This window comes from Nocardioides sp. NBC_00850 (genome assembly GCF_045207335.1).
GTDB lineage: Bacteria > Actinomycetota > Actinomycetes > Propionibacteriales > Nocardioidaceae > Nocardioides.
The window spans coordinates 1,253,661-1,278,053 of sequence record NZ_CP108845.1; the positions used below are offsets into that span (position 1 = coordinate 1,253,661).

Consider the following 24,393-nt stretch of genomic DNA (forward strand, 5'->3'; position numbering starts at 1 on the left):
CCGGCCTCGGGTCAGCATGGAGCGACATTAGCGCTGTTGCTGCGGAGTCTCCCGTAAACCACGCAAGACGGCGTCGCGGACCGGATCGTGGAGGCGGCGCTCGATGAGGTAGTGGAGCGCGATGGCCAGGACGAGGGCGGTCGAGACGGCAGCGGCCAGGACGACGTACTCGTCGTAGCGGCCGTGGAACTCGTCGATGATCCAGAACGCGAACTGCGCGTGGATCAGGTAGAGCGGGTAGGTCAGCGCCCCGAGCGTTGTCAGGAAGCGCGCCTCGACCCGGCCCAGTGGGCCGGCCGAGACCAGCCAGACGAGCGCCGCGAACCCCACGATCGCCCAACCGGTGACCACGGGCGAGACGGTGGCACCGACGAGCTCGGTGGCCCGATCGGCGTACTCCGTCGCCTGACGGATGCCCAGGATCACGTTGTAGGCCACCGCGAGCCAGGCGATGAACGAGTTGCCGAACCGGTAGATGAGGAACAGCGCCATGCCCATCGCGAAGAACGGGGCGTACTCGGCGAACAGGAGTGAGTTGAGCATGCCGGAGTCGGTCGCGCGGGCGATCTGGGCCAGCAGCGGCCACAGGAACACGACCGCGATCACCCGCTGCTTGGTGATCCCGACGATCAGGAAGACGCCGATCAGCAGGTAGAACTTGAGCTCGATCCAGAGCGTCCAGAAGGCACCCTGGGCACTGAGTACGTCCCAGGCGTCCTGGGTCATCGTCATGTTGATCAGGCCGCCGACGAACCCCTGGTCGCGGCCGCCCTTCCAGTAGGCCTGGAGGATCAGCGTGATGATGACGGCGACCCAGTAGGCCGGGAACAGCCGGGCGACGCGGGAGGAGACGAACCGGGGCAGGTCACGACCCCACGCGGTCATCAGGATCACGAAGCCGCTGATGATGAAGAAGAGCTCCACGCCGAGGTAGCCGTAGCGAGTGACGTGGTTGAGGGTCGGGAAGACCTCCCGGGGGTCGACACCCCAGTAAGGGGTCGCGATGCCGGTGAGGTGGTAGCCGACGACGACGGCCGCCGCGATGAACCGGAGCGCGTCGAGCGCGCCGAGCCGGGAGCGGCGTACGGCCTTCTTCTTGGGCTCGGGGGCGGGTGCGGAGGCCGGGGCCGTGTCCGCGGGCGCGGTCGGGGTGCTGGTCATCGGGTCAGTTCCCCGCCGCAGCGTCCAGGGCCTCCTGGATCGGGTCGATGCGGCGCAGGTCGATGACGTGGCCGGTGCTCGACGCGATCAGGGTGTCCAGCGACGCCCGGGCGACGGCCTTCGACTCCAGGAGCGTGTGGGACGGCTCCTGGCCGAACGCCTTGGTGCGCATCGGGGTGCCGGTGCGCTCGGGGTTGATCGCGTTGACGCGTACGCCCTGGTCGGCCCATTCGTCGGCGAGGGCCTGGGTCAGGTTGACCGTGGCTGCCTTCGCGGAGGAGTAGAGCGCGTAGCCGCGGCGACCGCGGGTGTAGGAGCTCGAGGTGAAGAAGAGGAGCGAGCCCTTCGCCCGGGCGAGGTAGGGGAAGAACTCCTGCGCGATCAGGACCGGCGCGATGTAGTTGATCTCGGTCGCGTTGTAGATCGTCTCCTCCGAGACGGTGGCGAGCTCGCCGCGCGGCAGCACACCGGCGGTGTTGACCACGAAGTCGATCGAGCCGAAGCGCTTGCCGGCGTCAGCGGCCGCGGCGACGATGTCGGCGCGCTTGGCGACGTCGGTGCTGGTGGCCGAGCGGCTGTAGGAGGCGACGTTGGCGCCGTAGGACTCGGCCAGCTCCGCGATGTCGGCGCCGATGCCGTAGCTGCCACCGAAGACGACCATGTTCTTGCCCTCGAGGGCCCCCCGGTAGTCGGCCTCGTCCTTCTGCGGGAACTGCTGGTGAGCGGTGAGCTGGAAGAGCTTGTCGGCGATGTAGACGTCGATCGGCTCGGTGACCTTCATGTTCTGCTCGTGACCGTCGACCACCCAGATCTTGGTGTCGGGCAGGTACTTCAGCACGACGCTGCAGTCGTCGGTCGCCCGGAACTCAGGGTCCTGGTCGGCGATCTCGTAGGCCCGTTTCAGCGTCGAGGCGAGGAAGGCCTGCGGGGTCTGGCCGCGGCGCAGCCGCGAGCGGTCCGGGATCTGCGAGATGGTGTTGTCGTCGTTGAGCTCGATGATCGTGTCCGCGGACGGGATGGCGACGTCGACGGCCTGGTAGGTCACCAGCGCCTTGAAGCAGTCGGTGATCACGTCCTCGCTGAGCAGCGGGCGCACGGCGTCGTGGAGGAGTACGTTGCAGTCCTCGCCCTCAGGGAGGGCGGCCAGGGCGAGCTTGGTCGTCTCGTTGCGGGTGTCGGCGCCCTCGAGGATCTTGGAGACCTTCGGGTAGCGGCCGTCGCGGGTCATCGCGTGCACGGCGTCGAGGTGGCCGGGGGCCATCAGGATGATGATCTCGTCGATCTGCGGGTGGCGGTCGAGCACGCCGAGGGTGTGCTCCATGATCGGCATGCCTGCGATCTTGATGAGCTGCTTCGGGATGTCGAGACCCACGCGGGAGCCCACACCGCCGGCAAGCAGCACGGCAACGTTACGAAGCACTGAACTCTGACCCTTTGGTAGATGACGAGGAGCCGTGGATTCTTCCACGATGCCCGCGAATGACTCCAATGCTGGGGGAGAGGTGATACCCAGCCGTTGGTTCACCGTGTGATCCGCGGCGGCCGTACGCCGGTGTGATGGCAGTCACGGCATCGTGGTGTTTCGGATGAGTGTCGGGCGGCGTACCTTTGTTTCGTCTCGGTCACGGTGGCCGAGGAGGCAGGCACAACGTCTGGTACCCATCCCGGCTCCGCTCACAAGGGGGAGTGGTCGGAGGGACTGGAACGAAAGGTCTACAACCATGAACCCACTCAGGGTGGGCGTCGTCGGCGCGGGTCGCGTCGGGGCCGTCCTAGCAGCCGCGCTGCAGTCCGCAGGTCACGAGATCGTGGCGGTGGCCGGAGAGTCCGATGCCTCCCGTGCGCGGATCGCCGCTCTTCTCCCGGGGGTCCCGGTCGAGAAGCCGACCGCTGTCGCTCGCGCGTGCGACCTCCTACTTCTCACCGTCCCCGACGACATGCTCGGCAACGTCGTCAAGACGATGACGGATGCCGGTGCCATCCGGCCCGGGATGTACGTCGCGCACACCTCCGGCCGCCACGGCCTGGCGATCCTCGAGCCGGCCGCCGCGATCGGCGCCCACGTGATGGCCGTCCACCCGGCGATGACCTTCTCCGGCACCTCGGTCGACCTCGCCCGCCTCACCGGCTGCGTCTTCGGCCTGACCGCTGCCACTCCCGCCGACCGGGCCTTCGCCGAGGCACTGGTCCAGGACCTCGGCGGCAAGCCGATGTGGGTGCCCGAGGAGATGCGGACGCTCTACCACGCCGGGCTCGCCCACGGCGCGAACCACCTGGTCACCCTGGTCACCGAGGCGATGGAGATCCTCGCCGCCGCCGGCGCCACCGACCCCGCGGGTACGCTGCGGCCGCTGCTGACGGCGGCCCTCGACAACGCCCTGGACCACGGCGACGCCGCGCTGACCGGCCCGATCGTCCGCGGCGACGCCGGCACGGTGGCAGCCCACCTCGACGACATCCGCACCAACGCTCCGCAGACCCTGGCGTCGTACGTCTCCATGGCGCGGGCCACGCTCGACCGGGCCGTCTCCGACGGGCGGCTGCTGCCCATCCGGGCGCTCAAGATCAAGAACCTGCTCGACGAGGCGGATCGTGCAGCCGTGCAGCCCCTGCCGCGTCCGATCCACACCTGGAACCAGTGATGAGCGAGATCGCATCCACCCGCGAGGAGCTCGCGAAGCTCCTCGACCCCGCCCGCCGCGAGGGCACTCTCGTGGGGTTCGTGCCCACCATGGGCGCCCTCCACGAGGGCCATGCGTCGCTGATGCGCGTCGCCCGCGAGCGGGTCGGCGGCGGCCCCGTCGTCGTGTCGATCTTCGTCAACCCGCTGCAGTTCGGTGCGGGGGAGGACCTCGACCGCTACCCCCGCACGCTCGAGGCCGACCTCGAGGTCTGCGAGCGTGAGGGCGTCGACGTCGTCTTCGCGCCGTCGGTGGACGACGTCTATCCCGGAGGGCTGCCGCAGGTGACCGTGGCCCCCGGTGAGCTCGGTGACGTGCTCGAGGGCAAGACCCGGCCGGGTCACTTCGGCGGTGTGCTCACCGTCGTCGCGAAGCTGTTCGGGCTGGTGAAGCCCGATGTCGCCGTCTTCGGTCAGAAGGACTACCAGCAGCTCGCGCTGATCCGCCGGATGTCGGCCGACCTCTGCCTCGGCGTCGACGTCGTCGGCGCGCCGACACAGCGCGAGCCCGACGGCCTGGCCCTCTCCTCGCGCAACCGCTACCTCTCGCCCGAGCAGCGGGAGGAGGCGACGACGCTGTCGCGGGCGCTCTACGCCGCGCAGCGCGAGGCCGCCCACGGAGTCGAGGCCGCGCTCCAGGCGGCCCGTGCCGAGCTGCGCCGGGCGAAGGGGGTCGACCTGGACTACCTCGTGGTCACCGACCCCGCGCTCGCGCCGCTACCCGACAACCCAGCGCCCGCCAACCCGGAGCCGGCCACCGAAGCCCGGATCCTCGTCGCCGCCCGCGTCGGCACCACTCGACTCATCGACAACATGAGCCTCACGATCGGAGCATCCCGATGACTCGTCTGCGCACCATGATGACCGGCAAGATCCACCGCGCCACGGTCACCCAGGCAGACCTCCACTACGTCGGCTCGGTCACCGTCGACGCCGACCTCCTCGACGCCGCGGACATCCTCCCCGGCGAGCTGGTCTCCATCGTCGACATCACCAACGGTGCCCGCCTCGAGACCTACACGATCGCGGGCGAGCGCGGCAGCGGCGTACTCGGTATCAACGGCGCCGCCGCCCACCTGGTCCACCCCGGCGACCTGGTCATCCTCATCGCGTACGCACAGATGACCACCGAGGAGGCAAAGGCTTTCGAGCCGCACGTCGTCCACGTCGACGAGGCCAACCACATCATCGCGCTCGGCTCCGACAGGAGCGAGCCGGTTCCAGGGACCGACCAGATGCGTGGGCCGCTCGTTCTCACGCAGTAGCGTGCGGCTATGAGCGAGCGCCAGCGAGCGACAGACGAGATCATCATGCTGTCGCCTCCGTATGCTTTCCCCTCCTCGACGGAGGGGGCAGCATGAACATTGAGCTGCTCTCCGCCCGCGACCCGGGCTGGACCGAGTGGGCAGACGTGATCGTGGTGGGCTCGGGGATCGCCGGGCTGACCGCGGCGCTGCGGCTCAAGGACCAGGTCGAGCGGGTCGCCGTCGTCACCAAGGACGAGCTCAAAGCCGGCTCGACGCAGTGGGCCCAGGGCGGCATCGCGGCGGCTCTCGGCGAGGGCGACACCCCTGCTCAGCACGAGGTCGACACACTCGTGGCAGGCGCCGGGGCGTGCGACCTGGAGGCCGTACGCGTCCTGGTCGGTGAGGGCGCCGAAGCGGTCCGTGAGCTGATCGAGTGGGGCGCCGAGTTCGACAAGGACCCCTCCGGCAACCTCTCGCTCACCCGTGAGGGCGGTCATCGGCGGGACCGGATCGCGCACGCCGACGGCGACGCGACCGGTGCCGAGATCCAGCGTGCGCTGATGGAGGCCGTCCGCCGCGCTCCCGAGATCCTGGTCTTCGAGCACGCGATGGTCGTCGACCTGCTGACGGCCGCCGACGGCGGAGTCGCCGGCCTGACCATCCACGTGATGGGCGAGGGCGACGCCGACGGCGTCGGGATCGTGCGTACCCGGGCCGTCGTGCTCGCCTCCGGCGGCCTCGGCCAGGTCTTCTCGCAGACGACCAACCCGGCCGTCGCCACCGCGGACGGGATGGCGATCGCGCTGCGGGCCGGTGCGACCCTGCGCGACCTCGAGTTCGTCCAGTTCCACCCCACGGTGATGTACCTGGGTGAGGACTCCCGCGGTCAGCAGCCGCTGATCTCCGAGGCCGTACGCGGCGAGGGCGCCTTCCTGGTCGACTGGGACGGCAACCGGCTGATGGAGGGGGTTCACGAGCTCGGCGACCTGGCTCCGCGCGACATCGTCTCCAAGGCGATCATGAAGCGGATGCTCGAGACCGGACACCCCAACATGTGGCTCGACGCCCGTCACCTCGGTCGTGAGTTCTGGGAGAGGCGGTTCCCCAACATCCTCGCCTCGTGTGAGCAGCACGGCGTCGACCCGTCCGTCGACCTGATCCCCGTCGCTCCGGCGTGCCACTACGCCTCGGGCGGCGTACGCACCGACCTGTGGGGGCGTTCGGACGTGCCCGGGCTCTACGCCACCGGCGAGGTCGCCTGCAGCGGTGTCCACGGTGCCAACCGGCTCGCCTCCAACTCGCTGCTCGAGGGGCTGGTCTTCTCGCGCCGGATCGCCGAGGTCCTGCCCGGCGAGCTGCGGCAGCTGGAGGATCCGGCCCCGGGTGCCGGCACCGGGCGCGCGCTCGTTCCCGGCACCGCGCTCAAGCAGCTGCAGGAGACGATGACGACCAAGGTCGGAGTCCTCCGCAACGCGACCGGCCTCGCCGAGGCGATCGACGAGCTCGAGCAGCTCGGGAGCACCCCGGCCACCGAGATCGACCCGGCCGCCTGGGAGGCGACCAACCTGCTGACCGTCTCGCGCGCGCTGGCGACGTCCGCGCTGCTGCGCGAGGAGACCCGCGGGTCCCACTGGCGCGAGGACTTCGCCGAGCGCGACGACGCCCAGTTCGCCGGCCACTTCGACCTGAGACTCCGGGACGGCGAGACTGTCGCCATCTTCACCCCGGCCCCAGCGACCGACCCGTCCCAGACCCCGTCCCAAACAACCCAGTCAACCCAGTCAAACCTGGCAGGAGCCTGATGACCATCCGACGCGTGCCCTTCGACGAGATCCCGCAGTCGCTGCGCGACGAGCTGACCAACGCCGGCCTGGACGCCGGCGAGGTCTACGACGCCGTAGAGCTGGCTCTCGACGAGGACCTGCCCACGTCTGCTCCCGGTGAGATGCCCAGCGAGGACGTCACCTCGGTGGCCACCATCGCCCCCGACTCGACCGGGATCGGCGTCTTCGCCGCTCGTGAGGAGGGCGTCGTGGCCGGCCTCGGCGTGGCCGAGCTGGTCTTCGCGTACGTCATGGGTGACTCGGTCACGGTCACCGACCGCGTCAAGGACGGCTCCAAGGTGAAGGCCGGAGACGTCATCATGCGGATCGCAGGGCCGACCCGCGGACTGCTGACCGCGGAGCGTACGGCGCTCAACTACGCCTCCCACCTCTCCGGCGTCGCCACCGGCGTCGCCGCCTGGACCGAGGCGCTGGAAGGGACCGGCGCGCAGGTCCTCGACACCCGCAAGACGCTGCCGGGCTTCCGGGCGCTGGAGAAATACGCCGTACGTTGTGGCGGCGGCGCCAACCACCGGATGTCGCTCTCCGACATGGCGCTGGTCAAGGACAACCACATCGTCGCCGCGGGTGGCGCGGTGCAGGCCTACGAGGCCGTGAAGTTCGCCTACCCGGACGTGCCGATCGAGGTCGAGGTGACCACGCTCGAGGAGCTCGAGGCGCTCCTCGACGCCGGTTGCGGCCGGATCATGCTCGACAACATGTCGACCGCGACGATGAAGGAAGCCGTCGAGATCACCGCCGGGCGTGCGGTGCTCGAGGCCTCCGGCGGGCTGACCCTGGACCGGGCCCGCGAGGTCGCCGAGACCGGTGTCGACTATCTCTCCGTCGGTGCGTTGACCCACTCGGTGAAGGTCTTCGACATCGGCTTCGACCTGTCCGAGGGCTGAGGCGTCCCGCCATGTCTTTGCTCGCCGTCAACATAGGCAACAGCCACACGGTCATCGGGCTGATCGCCGACGGCGTCGTGTCCGCGGACTGGCGGGTCTCCACGCTCGAGCACCGCACCGCCGACGAGTGGTGGGCGCTGTTGCGGGGAATTCTCGGCGATGCGTTGGTGGCGAGCGTGGACGGCGTGGTCGTGTGCGCGACGGTTCCCTCGGTCCTGCACGAGTGGCGCGAGATGATCGCCCGCCATCTCGCCTCGGTCGAGAGCGTGGTGGTCGAGCCCGGCGTACGCTCCGGCATCCCGATCCTGATGGACAACCCGCGCGAGGTCGGCACCGACCGGATCGCCAACGCGGTCGCGGCGGTCGCTCTCCACGGCGGCCCCGCGATCGTGGTCGACTTCCGCGGCACGGCGACGACCTTCGACGTGGTAAACGCCGCGGGACAGTACGTCGGAGGCGCGATCCTGCCCGGGATCGAGCTGTCGCTGGAGGCGCTGGGGCGGCGCGGTGCGCAGCTGCGCAAGGTCGAGCTCGCCCGCCCGCGGTCGGTGATCGCCAAGAACACGGTCGAGGCGCTGCAGTCCGGAATGGTCTTCGGGGTCGCCGCGCAGGTCGAAGGTCTGGTCGCTCGGATCATCGCCGAGCTGGGTGTCTCCGCCGAGGAAGTGACCGTGATTGCGACCGGCTATCTGGCGGAGTTCGTTCTCGACGAGAGTAAATGCTTCTCGTTGCATTCTCCGTGGCTGACGATGCAAGGACTGGAACTCATATTCCAGCGAAATGCCGTTCGTTAGTCTTTTCAGTATGCCGACCTGTTGATTCATCCGGATCGTATGTAATGCTATGGGCATCTCGCTTAACGGCGATGGCGATATTCGGCCCGTTTCCGGGTGAAGAAGAGCAGTGAAGGTAGGAACATGGCTAAGAAGGTTCAGATCATCCTCGAGGATGACATCGATGGCTCGGAAGCTGCAGAGACGGTGTCTTTCGCCCTGGACGGCACGTCCTACGAGATTGATCTCAGCGATGCCAATGCGGCAAAGCTTCGTGATTCTCTCGCGCTCTTCGTCGGCCACGCCCAGAAGGTGAGCGGCCGTCGCGGCAGCGCCAAGAAGGCGCCCGCCGCTGGTGGCTCGACCCCGAAGGTCATGCGCGAGTGGGGGAAGGCCAACGGTTACACCGTTCCCGACCGTGGTCGCATTCCGGCCGACGTCCGAGCGGCTTTCGAAGCGGCTCACTGACAAACTGGTCTCACCGCACCGAACGTCCGGCTGTCGCGCCCTCCGGGGCGCGGCAGCCGCCTTTGTGTGAGGTCGGCTGTGACCCGGCGTCTGTCCGGCGTACGGAACGCGTGTTCGCTCTCAGCGCACGGATCGCGTTGTGTTGTCGGGAACGCGTAGGCTGTCTGCGGGGTTGAATCTTGGTGACGCCCCAGAATTCTTAGGAGAGATGCGTACATGTTCGAGCGGTTCACTGACCGAGCCCGCCGGGTGGTCGTGCTGGCCCAGGAAGAGGCCCGCATGCTCTCCCACAACTACATCGGGACCGAGCACATCCTGCTCGGCCTGATCCACGAGGGAGAAGGCGTCGCTGCCAAGGCCCTCGAGTCCCTCGACATCTCGCTCGAGGCGGTGCGCAACCAGGTCGAGGAGATCATCGGCCAGGGCCAGCAGGCACCGTCCGGGCACATCCCGTTCACGCCGCGTGCCAAGAAGGTGCTCGAGCTGTCCCTGCGCGAGGCGCTGCAGCTCGGCCACTCCTACATCGGCACCGAGCACATCCTGCTCGGCCTCATCCGTGAGGGCGAGGGCGTCGCTGCCCAGGTGCTGCAGAAGCTCGGCGCCGACCTCAACCGGGTCCGCCAGCAGGTCATCCAGCTGCTCTCGGGCTTCCAGGGCAAGGAGGGCCAGGCCGGCACCTCCGGCGCGACCGCGTCGACCGGCACCACCTCGACCGAGGCGCCTTCCTCCAGCCTCGTGCTCGACCAGTTCGGCCGCAACCTGACCCAGGACGCCCGCGAGGGCAAGCTCGACCCGATCATCGGTCGCGAAGGCCAGATCGAGCGCGTGATGCAGGTGCTGTCGCGGCGTACGAAGAACAACCCGGTCCTCATCGGCGAGCCCGGCGTCGGCAAGACGTCGATCGTCGAGGGCCTTGCCCAGGACATCGTCAAGGGCAACGTTCCCGAGACGCTCAAGGACAAGCAGATCTACACGCTCGACCTGGGCGCGCTCGTGGCCGGTTCGCGTTACCGCGGTGACTTCGAGGAGCGCCTCAAGAAGGTGCTCAAGGAGATCAAGACCCGCGGCGACATCGTGCTGTTCATCGACGAGATCCACACGCTCGTCGGTGCCGGTGCGGCCGAGGGCGCGATCGACGCGGCGAGCATCCTGAAGCCGATGCTGGCTCGTGGTGAGCTGCAGACCATCGGTGCGACGACGCTGGACGAATACCGGAAGTACCTGGAGAAGGACGCCGCTCTCGAGCGTCGTTTCCAGCCGATCCAGGTGCCGGAGCCGACGATCGCGGTCGCGATCGAGATGCTCAAGGGCATCCGCGACCGCTACGAGGCCCACCACCGCGTCACGATCACCGACGAGGCCCTGGTCGCTGCGGTCACCATGGCCGACCGCTACATCTCCGACCGGTTCCTGCCGGACAAGGCGATCGACCTGATCGACGAGGCCGGCTCGCGCCTGCGCATCCGCCGGATGACGGCCCCCGCCGACCTGCGGGAGTACGACGACAAGATCGCCGACGTGCGCCAGCGCAAGGAAGCCGCGATCGACGGCCAGGACTTCGAGGCCGCGGCCCGTCTGCGCGATGAGGAGAAGCAGCTCATCGCCAAGAAGGCCGAGCGTGAGAAGGCCTGGCGTGCTGGCGACATGGACGAGGTCGCCGAGGTGGATGAGGAGCTCATCGCCGAGGTTCTCGCCGTCGCGACCGGCATCCCGATCGTGCAGGTCAACGAGGAGGAGTCCGCGCGACTGCTGCGCATGGAGGACGAGCTCCACAAGCGCGTCATCGGCCAGGACGAGGCGGTCAAGGCCCTGTCCCGTGCCATCCGACGCACCCGTGCCGGTCTGAAGGACCCGAAGCGCCCCGGCGGTTCGTTCATCTTCGCCGGTCCGTCCGGTGTCGGTAAGACCTGGCTGTCCAAGACGCTCGCCGAGTTCCTCTTCGGCGACGAGGACGCGCTGATCCAGCTCGACATGTCGGAGTTCGGCGAGAAGCACACCGTCTCGCGGCTCTTCGGTTCGCCTCCGGGCTACGTCGGCTACGAGGAGGGCGGCCAGCTCACCGAGAAGGTGCGCCGCAAGCCGTTCTCCGTGGTCCTCTTCGACGAGGTCGAGAAGGCTCACCCGGACATCTTCAACTCGCTGCTGCAGATCCTGGAGGAAGGTCGCCTGACCGACTCCCAGGGCCGCGTGGTCGACTTCAAGAACACCGTCATCATCATGACGACCAACCTCGGCACGAGGGACATCGCGAAGTCGGTCAACCTGGGCTTCTCCCAGGCCAGCGACGTCGCGGGCTCCTACGACCGGATGAAGTCCAAGGTCAAGGACGAGCTCAAGCAGCACTTCCGTCCCGAGTTCCTCAACCGTGTCGACGAGGTCATCGTGTTCCCGCCGCTGTCGCAGGAGCAGATCATCGCGATGGTCGACAACATGATCGCGGCCGTCGAGATCCGTCTCAAGGACCGCGACATGGGCATCGAGCTCACCACGGCCGCGAAGAAGGTGCTCGCCGAGCGCGGCTTCGACCCGGTCCTGGGTGCTCGACCGCTGCGCCGCACGGTCCAGCGCGAGCTCGAGGACGTGCTCGCCGAGAAGATGCTCTACGGCGACATCGGCCCCGGCGAGATCGTACTGGTCGACGTCGACGGTGAGGGTCCTGCCGCGCAGTTCACCTTCAAGGGCCAGAAGCGCTCCGTCGTCCCGGACGTACCGCCGCTGGAGGGTGCGACCGTCTCCGATATCGAGCTCCCCGACCAGGACGAGCCGACGAACATCGAGAAGCCCAAGCCGGATTCCGAGTAGTCCGACAAAAGGCAACGCCCCGGCCGCTATGGCCGGGGCGTTGCCTTTTCTCCGAGTAGGGGGAAATGGCGGCCGAGTCGTTAGTTGTGGCGGACGAAAGTAGAGTTTCGTCCGCCATTTCTGCGGTTTCGGCGGTTGGTTAGGGGAGAGCGAAGAAGTCTGGTTCCACCTCGGTGGCCAGGTTGTCTTTCAGGAGGCCTTCCAGAGCCCGTTGCCGTTGGGTTTCGTCGGACCAGACGACATCGAGACGGCTGCGGTGGACGGGGGAGTCGGCGTCGCGGAGAACGGCCATCAGGCGGCCGCGGCACTGGCGGTCGGTGCCGGCCCAGGTCTGGACCTTGCGAGGCGGTCCGTCGTACGCCGGGTGGCCTGCCGCGCGCCAGGCGCACTGGTCGGCGATGGGGCAGCGGGCGCAGGACGGGTTGGCCGCTGTGCAGACGAGGGCGCCGAGCTCCATGACCGCGACCGACCAGGTGGCGGCGGTCGGCTCGTCCTGCGGGAGCACACCGGCGGCGAGCTCGCGCTCGGCCTTGTTGACCGACTGCGCGGGAAACTCGACGCCGCTCAGGGTCCGGGCGAAGACGCGGCGTACGTTCGTGTCGAGGACCACGTGGCGCTTGCCGTAGGCGAAGGTGGCGATCGCCGCCGCGGTGTAGTCGCCGACGCCCGGGAGCGCGATCAGCTCGTCGTACGTGGCCGGCACCTCACCGCCGTGCTGCTCGACGATCGCGGTGGCGGCCGCGTGCAGCCGCAGCGCCCGACGGGGGTAGCCGAGGCGGCCCCAGGCGCGTACCGCCTCACCGGTCGGTTCTGCGGCCAGGTCGGCCGGGGTCGGCCAGCGATCCATCCAGGCTTCGTGGACCGGGAGCACCCGGGAGACCGGGGTCTGCTGGAGCATGAACTCGCTGACCATCACCGACCACGGTGTCGCGGTCGCGGAGCGCCACGGGAGATCGCGGGCGTTGGCGTCGTACCAGTCCAGGACGGCGTCGTGGAGAACTGTCACACCCAGATTGTGCCGTGCGACAGGTATTGCCACGGAGTGGCACCCCGAAACCCGGGCACGGGATCATTACGGTGTCGCCTATGGCCCGCTCGAGAAGGACTGGAGGACGGCTGCCGGCCTCGGTCTATTGGCGCCGGCGGCTGGCGGTGCTCAGCATCGTCCTGCTCCTGATCGTCGGGATCTCGCGGTTCTTCCTCAGCGGTTCCGACGGCGCGGACGACACCGCGACCCCGGTGGCCGACGAGCCCACGGCGACCGTGACGGTCACGCCGACGCCCAGCGCGAAGCCGTCGAAGGAGGCGGGCAACGCGGGCGGCAACAACAAGCCCAAGAAGCCGAAGAGCAGCGCGCCGCCGGAGCCGACCGGCGAGTGCTCGCCCTCCGACATCGTCGTCGAGCCGGCCGTCACCGACGCCTACTCCTACGACAACGTCACGATCCCGCTGCAGCTGCGCACCGTGAAGGCGTCTGCGTGCACCTGGAAGCTGTCCGCGGACGCGCTCCAGGTGCGGATCTCGCAGAAGGGCGGCGACCTGGTCTGGTCGACGGTCGACTGCGCCAAGGCGGTGCCGACCAAGGAGATCGTCGTACGTCGCGACGTCGTCACCACGCTGCCCCTGACCTGGACCGGCCGCCGTGTCGTCGCTGGCGAGTGCACCGGCCACGGCCCGTGGGTCAAGCCGAACTTCTTCGTGATCGTCGCCTCCGCCCTCGGTGGCGAGCCGTCATCGGCCACCTTCGGCCTCTACAAGCCGGGCACCGCCCTGTCGCGTACGGAACCCGACTCCCCGGTCCACTGACCGCCGAGGCGTCACTCCCGTCGGCCGAGATGGCACGGGCGTGCCGACTCGGCCGACGTAGCTGACGCTTCGGCCGACGCGGGTGACGCCTCGGCGAAGGCTTCGTCAGACGTAGCGCTCGAGGATGGTGGACTCGGCGAGGCGGGAGAGGCCCTCGCGTACGGAGCGGGCGCGGAGCTCGCCGACGCCCTCGACGGCCTGGAGGTCGTCGACGCTGGCGGAGAGGAGCTTCTGCAGGGTGCCGAAGTGGTCGACGAGGCGGTCGACGACGGCGGGTGGGAGGCGCGGGACCTTCGCGAGGAGGCGGTAGCCGCGCGGGGCGACGGCGCCGTCGAGAGCGTCGGAGGTGGTGAGGCCCAGGACCCGGGCGGTGGCGGCGGGGTCGACGAGCTCGGCGGAGTTGAGCGCCTCGAGCTCGGCCAGCAGCTCCTCGGGGCTGCGGGCGCGGCGGCCGCGGGGGAGGTAGTCACGGATGACCATCTCGCGCTCAGCGTCGACGCCGGTGATGAGCTCCTCCAGCTGGAGAGACAGCAGCCGGCCGTCGGTGCCGAGCTCGAGCACGTAGTCCTCGATCTCGCGGGCGATGCGGGTGACCATCTCCAGGCGCTGGGCCACGACGGCCACGTCGCGCACCGTCACCAGGTCCTCGATCTCGAGCGCCGACAGGGTGGAGGCCACCTCGTCGAGGCGCAGCTTGTAGCGCTCCAGGGTCGCCAGTGCCTGGTTGGCGCGGGAGAGGATCTGGCCGGAGTCCTCCAGGACGTGGCGGGTCTCCCCGACGTACGCAGCGATGATCTGCATCGACTGGGACACCGAGATCACCGGGTGACCGGTCTGCTTCGCGACCCGGTCGGCGGTGCGGTGCCGGGTGCCGGTCTCGGTCGAGGGGATGGTGTGGTCGGGCATCAGGTGGACTGCGGCCTGCACGATGCGGCTCAGCGAGTCGTCGACGATGATCGCCCCATCCATCTTGGCGAGCTCACGCAGGCCGGTGGAGGTGAACGGAACGTCGAGCGTGAAGCCACCGGTCGATATCCCATCGACCATCTTGTCGTAGCCGAGCACGATCAGTGCGCCGGTGCGGCCGCGGAGGATGCGCTCGAGCCCGTCACGCAGCGGTGTCCCGGGCGCGATCAGAGCAAGCGTCTCGCGCAGTCGGATGGAGTCCGCGGTGCGGTCGGCGGGCACGAGATTCCTTTCGGAGTGGGATGGGGTGATTCTAACCGTGGATCCAACCGTAATGCCGAGAACGTTCGGCCACGAGTCACCAAGCCGATCACACCAAGCGGAGGAATTCCAGCGCAGCACCGATGCTGTGCACCTCAAAGACACGCATCCCGTCGACTTCGCGCTCATTGGGACGGTTGGGCACCGGGGTTCCAGGATCGGCTGGAACGACGGCCACGGTGAACCCGAGTCGTGCCGCTTCCGAGAGCCGCTGGTCGAGATCGCGCACCCGGCGCAGCTCGCCGGCGAGGCCGATCTCGCCGAGCGCGACCACCCCACGCGGCGTCGGCGTGCCGGTATGGCTCGACGCGACCGCGAGCGCCAGCGCCAGGTCGGCGGCCGGGTCACTGATCCGGGCCCCGCCGACGGTCGAGGCGAACACGTCGCGACCGGAGAGACCGACCCGCGCGTGGCGCTGCAGCACGGCGAGGATCATCGCGAGCCGAGAGCCGTCCAGCCCCGAGGTCGTACGCTTCGCCCGCTCCTCCGCGCCCAGCACGGTCAGCGCCTGGATCTCGGCGAGCAGCGGCCGGCGACCCTCCATCGTCACGGTGACGCACGTGCCGGGGACCGAGACGTGATGGGTCTCCACGAAGAGACCCGACGGGTCGGTGACCGCGACGATGCCCTCCGCGGACAGATCGAAGCAACCCACCTCGTCGACCGGGCCGAAGCGGTTCTTCATCGCCCGCACCATCCGGAACCGGGAGTCGCGCGCGCCCTCGAAGTGGAGGACGACGTCCACCAGGTGCTCCAGCACCCTCGGCCCGGCGATCGCTCCGTCCTTCGTCACGTGGCCGACCACGACGGTCGTGATGTTGCGGGTCTTGGCCACCCGGATCAGGGCCGCCGCCACCTCGCGCACCTGGGTCACCCCACCGGGAACGCCCTCGACCCCGGAGGCGCCGATGGTCTGCACCGAGTCGACCACGATCAGCTCGGGCCGGCTCTCCTCGATGTGGGTCAGCACGGCGCCGAGATCGGTCTCGGCGGCGAGATAGAGCTCGTCCTGGATCGCGTTGGTCCGGTCGGCCCGCAGCCGCACCTGCGAGGCGGACTCCTCACCCGTCACGTACAGCGCCCGGCGTCCGTAGCGCGCCGTCTGCGCCGCCACCTCGAGCAGCAGCGTCGACTTCCCGACGCCCGGCTCGCCGGCCAGCAGGATCGCGGCTCCCGGCACCAGCCCGCCGCCGAGGACCCGGTCGAGCTCCGGCACTCCCGACGTACGCCGCTCCGACTCGGTCACCGACACGGTCCCGATCGGCACCGCCGCGGTGGAGACCGGAGCCGCCTGCGTACGTCCGATCGGGGCCGCCGCCTCGGCGACCGACCCCCACGCCTGGCACTCGCCGCAGCGGCCGACCCACTTCGCGGTCTCCCAGCCGCACTCGGAGCAGCGGTAGGTGGCGCGTTTGGACGAGCGAGCGGTAGCCATGCCCAGCAACTTAGAGCACGGCACCGACAGTTCTGGGGCCGAAGGCATCGTGGGGGGCCCGCCTTCGTTACCATGGCTTGGAACGATCCAGAGTTCCACATCGGCATCAAGGGAGGCAGAGCGTGGCGGTGCCGCGTTCCGGCGGTCATATCTCGGCCGCTCCGCCGACCCTGGCGGACGTCGCGGAGCTGGCTGGCGTGTCCCGGCAGACGGTCTCGAACGCGGTCAACAACCCCGATCTGCTGCGTGCCGACACGCTGGCCAGGGTGCAGGACGCGATCGACAAGCTCGGCTACCAGCCCAACCGCGCCGCGCGCAGCCTGCGGACGCGAGCGAGCCACCTGATCGGACTCAGGATGCCCGCCCTCCAGGAGGGCACGGCCAACGCGATGATGGACCGGTTCGTGCACTCCTTCGTCGAGGCCGCGGCCGAGACCGGCTACCACGTGCTCCTCTTCTACGGTGACCCCGCCGACCCGCTCGACGGCTACGACGAGCTGCTCAGGTCGACCGCGGTCGACGCGTTCGTCGTCACCGACACCCACCTCGGCGGGCAGCAGACGACCTGGCTGCAGTCGCGGCGGGCGCGGTTCGTCTCCTTCGGGCGGCCGTGGACCCAGCCCGACGCCAAGCACCCCTGGGTCGACGTCGACCTCGCCTACGGTGCCGAGATCGCCACCGAGCACCTGATCGAGCGCGGTCACTCCAAGATCGCCTGGATCGGCTGGCACAAGGACTCGCTCCTGGGTGAGGAGAGACGAAGCGGCTGGATCCACGCGATGCACACCCACGGCCTCTCGACGACCGGCCTGGCCTCGCGCACCGAGGACTCGATCAGCTCGGGCAAGGCCGCCGCCGACGCGATCCTCGACGAGACCGAGCCCACCGCGCTCGTCTGTGCCTCCGACACGCTCGCGATGGGTGTGCTCCACGCGCTCTTCGAGCGGCGGCTGCGGCTCGGTGAGGACATCGCGGTCGTCGGCTTCGACGACTCCCAGGTCGCCCAGACGGTGCCGCCGGGCATCACCTCCGTACGCCCTCCGCTGGAGGAGGCCGCGCGCGAGCTGGTCAAGGCGCTCGAGGAACTGCTCGCCACCCCGTCCTACGCCGCGCCCGGCGTGATGCTGAAACCCGCCCTGACCGTTCGAGGGTCTTCTTAGTTCACGGCTTCCGAGCGACGATGGCGTCATGGGAACTGAGCAGATCGTCGTCATCGGTGCTGGTCTCGCCGCGGTCAGCGCCATCGAAACCCTTCGCGACGAGGGGTACGCCGGCCGTCTGACCCTGGTCGGGAAGGAACCGGAGCTGCCCTACGAGCGACCGCAGCTCTCCAAGGACTTCCTGGCCGGCGCCAAGGAGTTCAAGCTCTCCCACGACGAGGCGTGGTACGCCGAGAAGGACGTCACCGTCCTCACCGGCACCACCGCGACCGCCGTCAATCTGGACAACGGGACCGTCACGCTCGACAGCGGCGACGAGCTGCCGTTCGGCACTCTGCTCCTGGCCACCGGCGCCGAGCCGAAGACGCCGCCGATCCCCGGCATCGAGCACGCGACGACCCTCCGCACCGTCGAGGACGCCCGCCGCCTCAAGGCCGCGATCAAGCCCGGCACCCGGGTCGTCACGGTCGGCGGCGGCTGGATCGGGCTCGAGGTCGCGGCGTCGGTGACCGCGCTCGGAGGGAAGGCGGTCGTGCTCGAGGCGGCCGCGCAGCCGCTCCTCAACGTCCTCGGCCCGGTGCTCGCCGAGCATGTCGCCGACCTCCACACCCGCCACGGCGTCGAGATCCACACCGGGACGACCGTCGAGGCGATCGAGCCGGGAGCCGTACGCACCAGCGCGGGCACGATCCCCGCCGACATCGTCCTCGTCGCCGTCGGTGCGGCACCGGCCACGGCGCTGGCCGCCGACGCCGGCCTCGAGGTCGGCGACGGCATCGTGGTCGACGAGGGGCTGCGTACGTCTGATCCGAGGGTCTTCGCCGCAGGCGATGCCGCGCTCGCGAAGCACACCGTGCACGGCCCATTGCGGGTCGAGCACTGGGACAACGCGATCCGGCAGGGCCGGCTGGCGGCCCGGTCGATGCTGGGCAAGGGCGGCGCCTACGACTGGCAGCCCTACTTCTTCACCGACCAGTTCGAGTTCTCGATGGAGTACGTCGGCCGCTCCGCGCCCGAGGACGAGGTGCTGCTCCGCGGCGACACCGACGGTGACGAGTTCATCGCCTACTGGCGGCGCGGTACGACGGTCACCGCCGGGATGAACGTCGGGATCTGGGATGTCAACGACAAGCTCCGCGAGCTGGTCGGGACCGATGCCGATCCCGACCAGCTCACCGAGTCACCCTGAGAGGGTCAGAAGCACTGCGAGGCGCTGTGGAAGACGCTCGACTGGATGCCGAGGTGGATGTGGTCGCTGTGGTCGGGGTAGCCCGGCCCGAGCACCTGCGGGAACGACTGGCGTGAGGCTCGCGCAATGCCGCACATGGTCGTCGCGCTGCTGCCGGGCACCAGATCCATGGCCCGGCCGTAGAGGTGGTTGCTGTTGGAGGCGCCGCCGACGGCGTCGTTGCACGCCTTCGAGCGGTAGGCCGAGGTCACCCGCAGCGGGTTGTCGCCGAGCCGGTGCCGGATCGCCTCGGCGCGCCACATCGCCTGCATCAGGTTGGCCTTGACCTGCGCGACCGTCACTCCGGAGATCGGCGTCGGCCAGCCTCCGTAGCAGACGTCGTCGACCTCGCTCCAGGCGAAGTGGACCGGGGTGCAGTCGTCGTCCTGGAGCGCGTAGATCTTGTTGAACGTGTTGGACCCGGCGACGCCGTCGGCGGAGAGCCCGTAGGCGGCCTGGAAGTTGCGGACCGCGGTCGTCGTCGCCGGGCCGTAGGACCCATCGATCGAGAAGACCGTGCCGGAGGCTGCCCATCCGGCGACCCGGATCTGCAGCTGGGTGACCGCGCTGCCCGAGGACCCCTGCTGCAGGGTGCCGCTCCAGGTGTAGCAGGCATCGGCGTGGGCGGGGGCAGCCGTGGAGGTGATGGCGACCAGGCTGGTCGCCAACGTGACGAGGAGAGAACCGATGACCGTGCCGAGGCGGCGTGGAATGAGGCGCATCTGTGGAGCTCCTATCTTGCCGAGAGGTCCGAGAGGACCCGAGTCGCTCCCTAGAGTGACGGCATTCCGCGTCGTGTACTTGGATTTCGGGTGAATGTAATCACCAGGGAATGACGCCGGCGTCCTCGAAGTAACCGCCGGTCGGCCCGTCGTCGGGCAAGCTCGCCAGACTGATCGCGATCCGGGCGCCCTCCTCGGGCGTGCGTACGCCACTGAAGCCGTTCAGGTCGGTGGCCACGTATCCGGGGCAGCCAAGGTTGATCAGGATGTTCGTGTCGCGCAGCTCCTTGGCGAACTGGATCGTGACGGCGTTGAGGTAGGTCTTCGTCGGGCTGTACGCCACCGAGATCGGCCCCACGGCCAGCGGGTCGTCCGTTGCGGTCTGCCGGGCGAGGGAGCCCACGCTGCTGGACATGTTGACGATCCGCGGTGCGGCGGAGCGTCGCAGCAGCGGCAGCATCGCGTTGGTGACCCGGACGACGCCGAAGACGTTGGTCTCGACCGCGACTCGCATCTGGTCGATCGAGACCTCGGTCGGGTTCTGCGGCATGCCGCCGGTGACGCCGGCGTTGTTGACGAGTACGTCCAGTCCGCCCTGCTCCTCCAGGAGCTGGGTCGCGGCGGCGACGCTGGCGTCGTCAGTCACGTCCAGCGGCACCCCGAAGGCGTCGACCCCGTTCGCGCGCAGCTTCTCCACCGCGGTCTCCCGGCGGGCGTCGTCGCGGGCGCCGACACCGACCTTCCAGCCGCGCGCACCGAGGCCCGCGGCGATCTCGTAGCCGATTCCCTTGTTTGCGCCGGTGACCAGCGCGATCGTGTTCTCGCTCATGTCATCCAGCCTGGTCAGGGGCCGGGAAACACTCCAATATCACCTCGGTCGCCACCTATACCGCTCAGGTATGTTCCCAGGTCGGAGTAGGGTTGAGTCCATGGAGACCCGGGAGCTTCGCTACTTCGTCGCGGTCGCCGAGGAGCTTCACTTCAGCCGCGCGGCCGTTCGCCTCGGGATCGCCCAGCCGCCGTTGTCGCGTGCGATCAGCCGGCTCGAGCGGCGGCTGGGTGGCGCGCTGCTCGAGCGCAACAGCCGGGGTGTCTCGCTGACCGACGCCGGCCGGGTCCTCCTCGCCGAGGCCCGTGCCGCTCTCGACGCGATCGAAGCCGCCGAGCGCCGCACCCGCCGCGCGACCGGCGACGGCGCCGAGCCGGCCCTGGTCCTGGTCGCCAAGGCCGGGGCCTCGACGGAGCTCCTGACCAAGCTGCTCGACGCCTACGCCGCGGAGCCGGGGTCGGTGAGGATCGAGGTCGACCTGTGCGGCATCGGGGAGCAGGGGCCTAGGCTGCGCGACGGCCGGGCCGACGTTGCGCTGCTGCACCTTCCGTTCGACTCCGTCGACGGGCTCGACTCGGAGGCCCTGCTCACCGAGGGCCAGGTCGCGGTCGTGCCCTCCAGCCACCCGTGGTCCACCCGGTCAGAGCTGAGGGTGGCCGACCTCGACGACATCCCCGGTCTCCCGCCGATGCGCTGGCCGTCGGCCGGCGGTGCCTTCCGCGACGGTCCCGGACCGGAGATCCGCGACTCGGCGCAGCTCTATCAGCTGATCGGGCTCGGCCGGGCGTACGCGCTCCTTCCGGAGTCCGCGCGCGCCGAGCAGTATCACGGCGTCGCCACCATCCCGGTCCTGGACGCCCCCGAGGTCACCACGGTCATCGCCTGGCCGCAGCACAGCCGTTCCCTCGCCCTGGCCACGCTGGTGCAGACCGCGACCCGCCTCTAGCTCTGCTGATCAGAAGCGCTTCCACCAGAGGTTCACCGCGTAGTCGACATACGTCCCCTGGTGTTCGTCCAGGATCGCGGCCGCGGTGGCGGCGTCGAACTCGATGCGTACGACCGCCTCCAGGTCGGCGCGTGAGCCGAAGGACCAGTCCATGTCGACGGGGAGGCGCGTCCAGCCATGCATGGACCAGAACCGCTCCTGCTCCTCGGGCGGCGCAACCTTCGGGTAGCCACGACGGAACCACTCACCGAAGCTCGACCGGGAGCCGTCGTTGTCGATCACCATCGCCACGCCGCCGCGGCGCATCACCCGGTCGAGCTCGCCGAGCCCCGGCTCCGAGCCCGGGCCGAAGAAGTAGGCCCAGCGGGCGTGCATGACGTCGACGGATGCCGGAGGAAGTGGCAGCCGTTGCGCGATCCCGTTGTGGACGGTGACGTTCGGGAGTCGTTTCGTACGCCGCCGGGCCAAGGTCACGAGATCCGCATGGGGCTCGATGCCGGTGACGGTGCGGGCGGTCTCGGCGAACTTGGGCAGGTAGAACCCGGTCCCGCAGCCCAGGTCGAGGACGTCGCGCCCGGCCCAGGGTCCGGTCTCGGCCATGGCGGCCCAGAGCCGTCCGTGCGGGTCGAGCGCACGGTTCTCGATCTCGTACGTCGCGGTGTGGTTCCAGATGTTCGGGCTCGGGATCGCTCCCGTCGCCCCCGGCAGGTCGAGCCTCGTCAGATCCGGACCTCGCCGCGGGGCGTGACGAACTGTGCGGCCAGGAGACCGGGGGTGCCGTGCTCGGCGACCCAGTCGATGTGGACGTTCTCGGCGGGCTTGCCGGTCCAGGGATCGACGCGTTCCTTCAGCTCGTCGCCGAGATAGTCCTTGACCCGCTCGGGGTCGCCGGAGATCTCCAGGCACGTGAGGGTGATGTCGGAACCGGCGTTGCCGGGGTGGAGGTCGGGGGTCTCCCACTTGATGAAGTACGGCAGCTGCGGGTCGGCGATCAGGCCGTTGATGCCGATCTGCTGCCAGTGGAGCTCGCGGCCGTCGGGCAGGTGACGGTTGCCGGGGACCGCCTTGCGGCCGAGCCGCTCCTCGATCGGGGTCATGTCGTCGACGCCGATCACGAAGCCGATCCAGCCGCCACCGAGGGCGGAGCGGGCCTTGACGGCCTGCCCGAACGGGGCCTTGTCGCTGGCCGGGTGCTCGAGTGCCTCGACGACCTCGAGGTACAGGCCGCCGCGCATCGGGAGGATGTAGTTGCGGGTGCCGAAGCGGGGGTGGACGCCGCCGTCGACGAACTCCTGGCCGAGCAGCTCACCGAGCTGCTTGGCGGTCTGTACCAAGCCATCGGGTCCTGCAGCGTACGAAACATGGTCCAGGCGCATGTAACGATTCTGAACTCTCGCTGAGAGAGAGACCAATCCAGGGTCACTATCTCTTGATGTCGAGATACACCCGGGGGTTCAGTGCCGGTCAGCGCGGGCTGGCGGGATGGAGCGCCAGCGCGGACCTCGACCGGACGTGCGCCTCGCAGTGACGGACGAGCTCGGCGTACGCCGCCTTGCCCATCAGCTCGGTCAGCTCGGCCTGGTTGGTGAGGTAGACGGGCTCGACGGCGACGTGTGCCTCGGTGTTGCCGGAGCAGTACCAGTCGAGGTCGTGGCCGCCCGGACCCCAGCCGCGCCGGTCGTACTCGGTGATCGTCACCTCGGTGTAGGTGGTCCCGTCGGTCAGCTCGACGTCGCGGAACGTACGCCGGATCGGCAGCTGCCAGCACACGTCCGGCTTCGTCTCGAAGTGCTCCCGACCCTCGGCCGCGGCCAGGATGTGGAGCGCGCACCCCGATCCGCCGGCGAAGTCCGGCCGGTTGGCCAGGACGCACGACTCCTGGCCGCGAAACTCCGTTACGCGGGTCTTCCGCTCACCTTCGTCATCGAGCTCGACCCAGTCGTCGGTCGCCACCTCGCGCCCCGGGTGCTGCTCCCACAGCTCAGGGGTCAGCTTCTGTACGAACCCCGCCGTCCGGGCCTCGTCCTCCTCGTCGGCGAAGTGCGCGCCCAGCGTGCAGCACCCCACGTCCGGCGAGCTCTTGAACATCCCCGGGCAGCCGTTGCCGAAGATGCAGGAGTACGCCGACGTCAACCAGGTCAGGTCGCAGCGCATCCGCTCGTCCGGGTCGTCGGGGTTCACGAACTCCACCCACGCACGCGGGAAATCCAGGGGTACCTCAGGCACCTGCCAAGCCTACGCGGTCGATCGACGTCCGACGGTTCACCGAGCGCTCCACGGACGCAGCTTCTCGGGGTTGCGTACGGCCCAGATGCGGCTGATGCGGCCGTCGGCGACGTCGAAGGCGTAGACGGAGACGATGGCGCCGTCCAGCTCTCCGACCAGGCCGGGCTGGCCGTTGACCGAGCATTCGCGTAGGGTCACCGCCGGGCCGCGGGCGGCGATCTCCATCCAGGCACCGGCGATATCCTCGGCGCCGCTGATCGGTTCGAGGAAGGCCAGGGCCAGGCCGCCGCCGTCGGCGGTGGCGATCGCTTGGGGGTCGAGGAGCCCGACGAGGGCCTCGATGTCGCGGGACTCCCAGGCCTGCTTGAAGCCCCGGACGAGGTCGGCGCGCTCGGCGATCGACGGGTCCCGGGACGTGTCGATGCGGCGGCGGGCGCTGGAGGCGAGCTGGCGGCAGGCCGCTGGGGTGCGGCCGACGACGTCGGCGATCTCGGCGAAGGTGTAGCGGAAGATGTCGTGCAGGACGAAGGAGACCCGCTCGGCGGGGGTCATCGAGTCCAGCACCACCAGGAAGGCCATGCTGATCGACTCGTCGAGGGTGACCCGGTCGGCGGGGTCGGCCGGGGCAGATCCGGTGCCGTCGAGCCAGCCGCCGGGCACCGGCTCCGGGATCCAGTCGCCGACATAGTGCTCCCGCCTGGCCCGTGCGGAGCCGAGCAGATCCAGACAGATCCGGCTGGCGACCGTCGTCATCCAGGCGCCGGGAGAGGCGATCGCCTCCCGTTGCTGCTCGGACAGGGCGTACCAGCGGGTGTAGGTCTCCTGTGCCACGTCCTCGGCCTCGGCGAGCGAGCCGAGCAGGCGGTAGGCGAGATTGATCAGCTGGCGGCGCTCGCTGATCACCTCGGCGAGGTGTGGGTCGGTCATGGCGGCTCCTTCGTCTGCAGGTCTA

Annotated in this window: 23 protein-coding genes; 12 read left to right on the top strand and 11 right to left on the bottom strand. The window is 69.3% G+C overall.

From position 1 onward, the window contains the following. Positions 1-27 precede the first annotated feature (27 nt). Entirely contained in the window at positions 28-1,161 is a 1,134-nt protein-coding gene (locus tag OH802_RS06145) for an acyltransferase family protein (RefSeq protein WP_406026101.1), read from the bottom strand. Between the two features lie 4 nt (positions 1,162-1,165). After that, positions 1,166-2,581, bottom strand: coding sequence for an SDR family NAD(P)-dependent oxidoreductase (locus tag OH802_RS06150; RefSeq protein ID WP_406026103.1), 1,416 nt, complete (start codon positions 2,579-2,581; stop codon positions 1,166-1,168). Between the two features lie 301 nt (positions 2,582-2,882). Between OH802_RS06150 and OH802_RS06155 the strand changes: the two genes are divergently transcribed. The 8 genes from OH802_RS06155 (at position 2,883) to OH802_RS06190 (ending at position 11,862) form a co-directional block, all read left to right on the top strand. Beyond that, positions 2,883-3,803, top strand: coding sequence for a Rossmann-like and DUF2520 domain-containing protein (locus OH802_RS06155; protein WP_406026105.1), 921 nt, complete (start codon positions 2,883-2,885; stop codon positions 3,801-3,803). Beyond that, entirely contained in the window at positions 3,803-4,684 is an 882-nt protein-coding gene (gene panC / locus OH802_RS06160) for a pantoate--beta-alanine ligase (RefSeq protein WP_406026107.1), read from the top strand. The genes OH802_RS06155 and panC overlap by 1 nt, the downstream gene beginning before the upstream one ends. Further along, complete coding sequence (gene panD / locus OH802_RS06165; RefSeq protein WP_292650997.1) at positions 4,681-5,106, top strand: aspartate 1-decarboxylase; 426 nt, start codon at positions 4,681-4,683, stop codon at positions 5,104-5,106. The genes panC and panD overlap by 4 nt, the downstream gene beginning before the upstream one ends. Before the next feature lie 92 nt (positions 5,107-5,198). Next, the gene (locus OH802_RS06170) at positions 5,199-6,890 is read left to right on the top strand and encodes an L-aspartate oxidase (protein ID WP_406026110.1); all 1,692 of its coding nucleotides are present in this window, start codon (positions 5,199-5,201) and stop codon (positions 6,888-6,890) included. Beyond that, positions 6,890-7,819, top strand: a complete 930-nt coding sequence (gene nadC, locus OH802_RS06175; protein ID WP_406026112.1) for a carboxylating nicotinate-nucleotide diphosphorylase — start codon at positions 6,890-6,892, stop codon at positions 7,817-7,819. The genes OH802_RS06170 and nadC overlap by 1 nt, the downstream gene beginning before the upstream one ends. An 11-nt stretch (positions 7,820-7,830) precedes the next feature. Further along, positions 7,831-8,613 carry a type III pantothenate kinase gene (locus OH802_RS06180; protein ID WP_406026114.1) on the top strand — a complete coding sequence of 261 codons (783 nt, stop codon included), beginning with the start codon at positions 7,831-7,833 and terminating at the stop codon, positions 8,611-8,613. 123 nt (positions 8,614-8,736) lie between these two features. Then, positions 8,737-9,060, top strand: coding sequence for an Lsr2 family protein (locus OH802_RS06185; RefSeq protein WP_141801691.1), 324 nt, complete (start codon positions 8,737-8,739; stop codon positions 9,058-9,060). A 216-nt stretch (positions 9,061-9,276) separates the two neighbouring features. Continuing rightward, on the top strand, positions 9,277-11,862 hold the full coding sequence (locus tag OH802_RS06190) for an ATP-dependent Clp protease ATP-binding subunit (RefSeq protein WP_406026117.1): 2,586 nt from the start codon (positions 9,277-9,279) through the stop codon (positions 11,860-11,862). Between the two features lie 139 nt (positions 11,863-12,001). Here the strand turns inward: OH802_RS06190 and OH802_RS06195 are convergent, their stop codons facing one another. Continuing rightward, entirely contained in the window at positions 12,002-12,874 is an 873-nt protein-coding gene (locus OH802_RS06195; RefSeq protein WP_406029239.1) for an A/G-specific adenine glycosylase, read from the bottom strand. Between the two features lie 74 nt (positions 12,875-12,948). Here OH802_RS06195 and OH802_RS06200 point away from each other — a divergent pair, with 74 nt between their 5' ends. Continuing rightward, entirely contained in the window at positions 12,949-13,668 is a 720-nt protein-coding gene (locus tag OH802_RS06200; protein WP_406026119.1) for a hypothetical protein, read from the top strand. A gap of 105 nt (positions 13,669-13,773) precedes the next feature. Here OH802_RS06200 and disA read toward each other — a convergent pair whose 3' ends face one another. Further along, a complete protein-coding gene (gene disA / locus OH802_RS06205; protein ID WP_141801687.1) occupies positions 13,774-14,856 on the bottom strand; it encodes a DNA integrity scanning diadenylate cyclase DisA in 1,083 nt (360 codons plus the stop codon). 88 nt (positions 14,857-14,944) lie between these two features. Then, positions 14,945-16,330 carry a DNA repair protein RadA gene (gene radA, locus OH802_RS06210; RefSeq protein WP_406026121.1) on the bottom strand — a complete coding sequence of 462 codons (1,386 nt, stop codon included), beginning with the start codon at positions 16,328-16,330 and terminating at the stop codon, positions 14,945-14,947. Positions 16,331-16,452: 122 nt separating this feature from the next. Here radA and OH802_RS06215 point away from each other — a divergent pair, with 122 nt between their 5' ends. Together OH802_RS06215 and OH802_RS06220 are read left to right on the top strand one after the other, a co-directional pair. Beyond that, a complete protein-coding gene (locus OH802_RS06215) occupies positions 16,453-17,490 on the top strand; it encodes a LacI family DNA-binding transcriptional regulator (protein ID WP_084100324.1) in 1,038 nt (345 codons plus the stop codon). A gap of 28 nt (positions 17,491-17,518) precedes the next feature. After that, positions 17,519-18,679: an NAD(P)/FAD-dependent oxidoreductase gene (locus tag OH802_RS06220; protein ID WP_406026124.1), complete on the top strand. Its 1,161-nt coding sequence runs from the start codon at positions 17,519-17,521 to the stop codon at positions 18,677-18,679. A 5-nt stretch (positions 18,680-18,684) separates the two neighbouring features. On the opposite strand, the gene OH802_RS06225 is transcribed toward OH802_RS06220, so the two are convergent. Beyond that, a complete protein-coding gene (locus OH802_RS06225) occupies positions 18,685-19,440 on the bottom strand; it encodes a D-Ala-D-Ala carboxypeptidase family metallohydrolase (protein WP_406026126.1) in 756 nt (251 codons plus the stop codon). A 100-nt stretch (positions 19,441-19,540) separates the two neighbouring features. Beyond that, on the bottom strand, positions 19,541-20,269 hold the full coding sequence (locus OH802_RS06230; protein WP_406026128.1) for an SDR family oxidoreductase: 729 nt from the start codon (positions 20,267-20,269) through the stop codon (positions 19,541-19,543). Positions 20,270-20,369: 100 nt separating this feature from the next. Here OH802_RS06230 and OH802_RS06235 point away from each other — a divergent pair, with 100 nt between their 5' ends. After that, complete coding sequence (locus OH802_RS06235) at positions 20,370-21,215, top strand: LysR family transcriptional regulator (protein ID WP_406026130.1); 846 nt, start codon at positions 20,370-20,372, stop codon at positions 21,213-21,215. A 9-nt stretch (positions 21,216-21,224) separates the two neighbouring features. Here the strand turns inward: OH802_RS06235 and OH802_RS06240 are convergent, their stop codons facing one another. From OH802_RS06240 to sigJ, 4 genes are all read right to left on the bottom strand, one after another. Then, complete coding sequence (locus OH802_RS06240; protein ID WP_406026133.1) at positions 21,225-21,815, bottom strand: class I SAM-dependent methyltransferase; 591 nt, start codon at positions 21,813-21,815, stop codon at positions 21,225-21,227. Positions 21,816-21,934: 119 nt separating this feature from the next. Beyond that, positions 21,935-22,591, bottom strand: a complete 657-nt coding sequence (locus tag OH802_RS06245) for a VOC family protein (protein ID WP_160026421.1) — start codon at positions 22,589-22,591, stop codon at positions 21,935-21,937. Between the two features lie 88 nt (positions 22,592-22,679). After that, positions 22,680-23,441, bottom strand: a complete 762-nt coding sequence (locus OH802_RS06250) for a hypothetical protein (RefSeq protein WP_406026135.1) — start codon at positions 23,439-23,441, stop codon at positions 22,680-22,682. Between the two features lie 36 nt (positions 23,442-23,477). Continuing rightward, positions 23,478-24,368, bottom strand: coding sequence for an RNA polymerase sigma factor SigJ (gene sigJ, locus OH802_RS06255; RefSeq protein WP_406026137.1), 891 nt, complete (start codon positions 24,366-24,368; stop codon positions 23,478-23,480). Positions 24,369-24,393 lie beyond the last annotated feature (25 nt).

Excerpts from the sequence above, each read along its gene's own strand:
- OH802_RS06145 (WP_406026101.1), bottom strand. The coding sequence starts at position 1,161 with ATGACCAGCACCCCGACCGCGCCCGCGGACACGGCCCCGGCCTCCGCA.
- OH802_RS06155 (WP_406026105.1), top strand. The coding sequence starts at position 2,883 with ATGAACCCACTCAGGGTGGGCGTCGTCGGCGCGGGTCGCGTCGGGGCC.
- panC (WP_406026107.1), top strand. The coding sequence starts at position 3,803 with ATGAGCGAGATCGCATCCACCCGCGAGGAGCTCGCGAAGCTCCTCGAC.
- panD (WP_292650997.1), top strand. The coding sequence starts at position 4,681 with ATGACTCGTCTGCGCACCATGATGACCGGCAAGATCCACCGCGCCACG.
- OH802_RS06170 (WP_406026110.1), top strand. The coding sequence starts at position 5,199 with ATGAACATTGAGCTGCTCTCCGCCCGCGACCCGGGCTGGACCGAGTGG.
- nadC (WP_406026112.1), top strand. The coding sequence starts at position 6,890 with ATGACCATCCGACGCGTGCCCTTCGACGAGATCCCGCAGTCGCTGCGC.
- OH802_RS06180 (WP_406026114.1), top strand. The coding sequence starts at position 7,831 with ATGTCTTTGCTCGCCGTCAACATAGGCAACAGCCACACGGTCATCGGG.
- OH802_RS06185 (WP_141801691.1), top strand. The coding sequence starts at position 8,737 with ATGGCTAAGAAGGTTCAGATCATCCTCGAGGATGACATCGATGGCTCG.
- OH802_RS06190 (WP_406026117.1), top strand. The coding sequence starts at position 9,277 with ATGTTCGAGCGGTTCACTGACCGAGCCCGCCGGGTGGTCGTGCTGGCC.
- OH802_RS06200 (WP_406026119.1), top strand. The coding sequence starts at position 12,949 with ATGGCCCGCTCGAGAAGGACTGGAGGACGGCTGCCGGCCTCGGTCTAT.
- radA (WP_406026121.1), bottom strand. The coding sequence starts at position 16,330 with ATGGCTACCGCTCGCTCGTCCAAACGCGCCACCTACCGCTGCTCCGAG.
- OH802_RS06220 (WP_406026124.1), top strand. The coding sequence starts at position 17,519 with ATGGGAACTGAGCAGATCGTCGTCATCGGTGCTGGTCTCGCCGCGGTC.
- OH802_RS06225 (WP_406026126.1), bottom strand. The coding sequence starts at position 19,440 with ATGCGCCTCATTCCACGCCGCCTCGGCACGGTCATCGGTTCTCTCCTC.
- OH802_RS06230 (WP_406026128.1), bottom strand. The coding sequence starts at position 20,269 with ATGAGCGAGAACACGATCGCGCTGGTCACCGGCGCAAACAAGGGAATC.
- OH802_RS06235 (WP_406026130.1), top strand. The coding sequence starts at position 20,370 with ATGGAGACCCGGGAGCTTCGCTACTTCGTCGCGGTCGCCGAGGAGCTT.
- OH802_RS06240 (WP_406026133.1), bottom strand. The coding sequence starts at position 21,815 with ATGGCCGAGACCGGACCCTGGGCCGGGCGCGACGTCCTCGACCTGGGC.
- OH802_RS06245 (WP_160026421.1), bottom strand. The coding sequence starts at position 22,591 with ATGCGCCTGGACCATGTTTCGTACGCTGCAGGACCCGATGGCTTGGTA.
- sigJ (WP_406026137.1), bottom strand. The coding sequence starts at position 24,368 with ATGACCGACCCACACCTCGCCGAGGTGATCAGCGAGCGCCGCCAGCTG.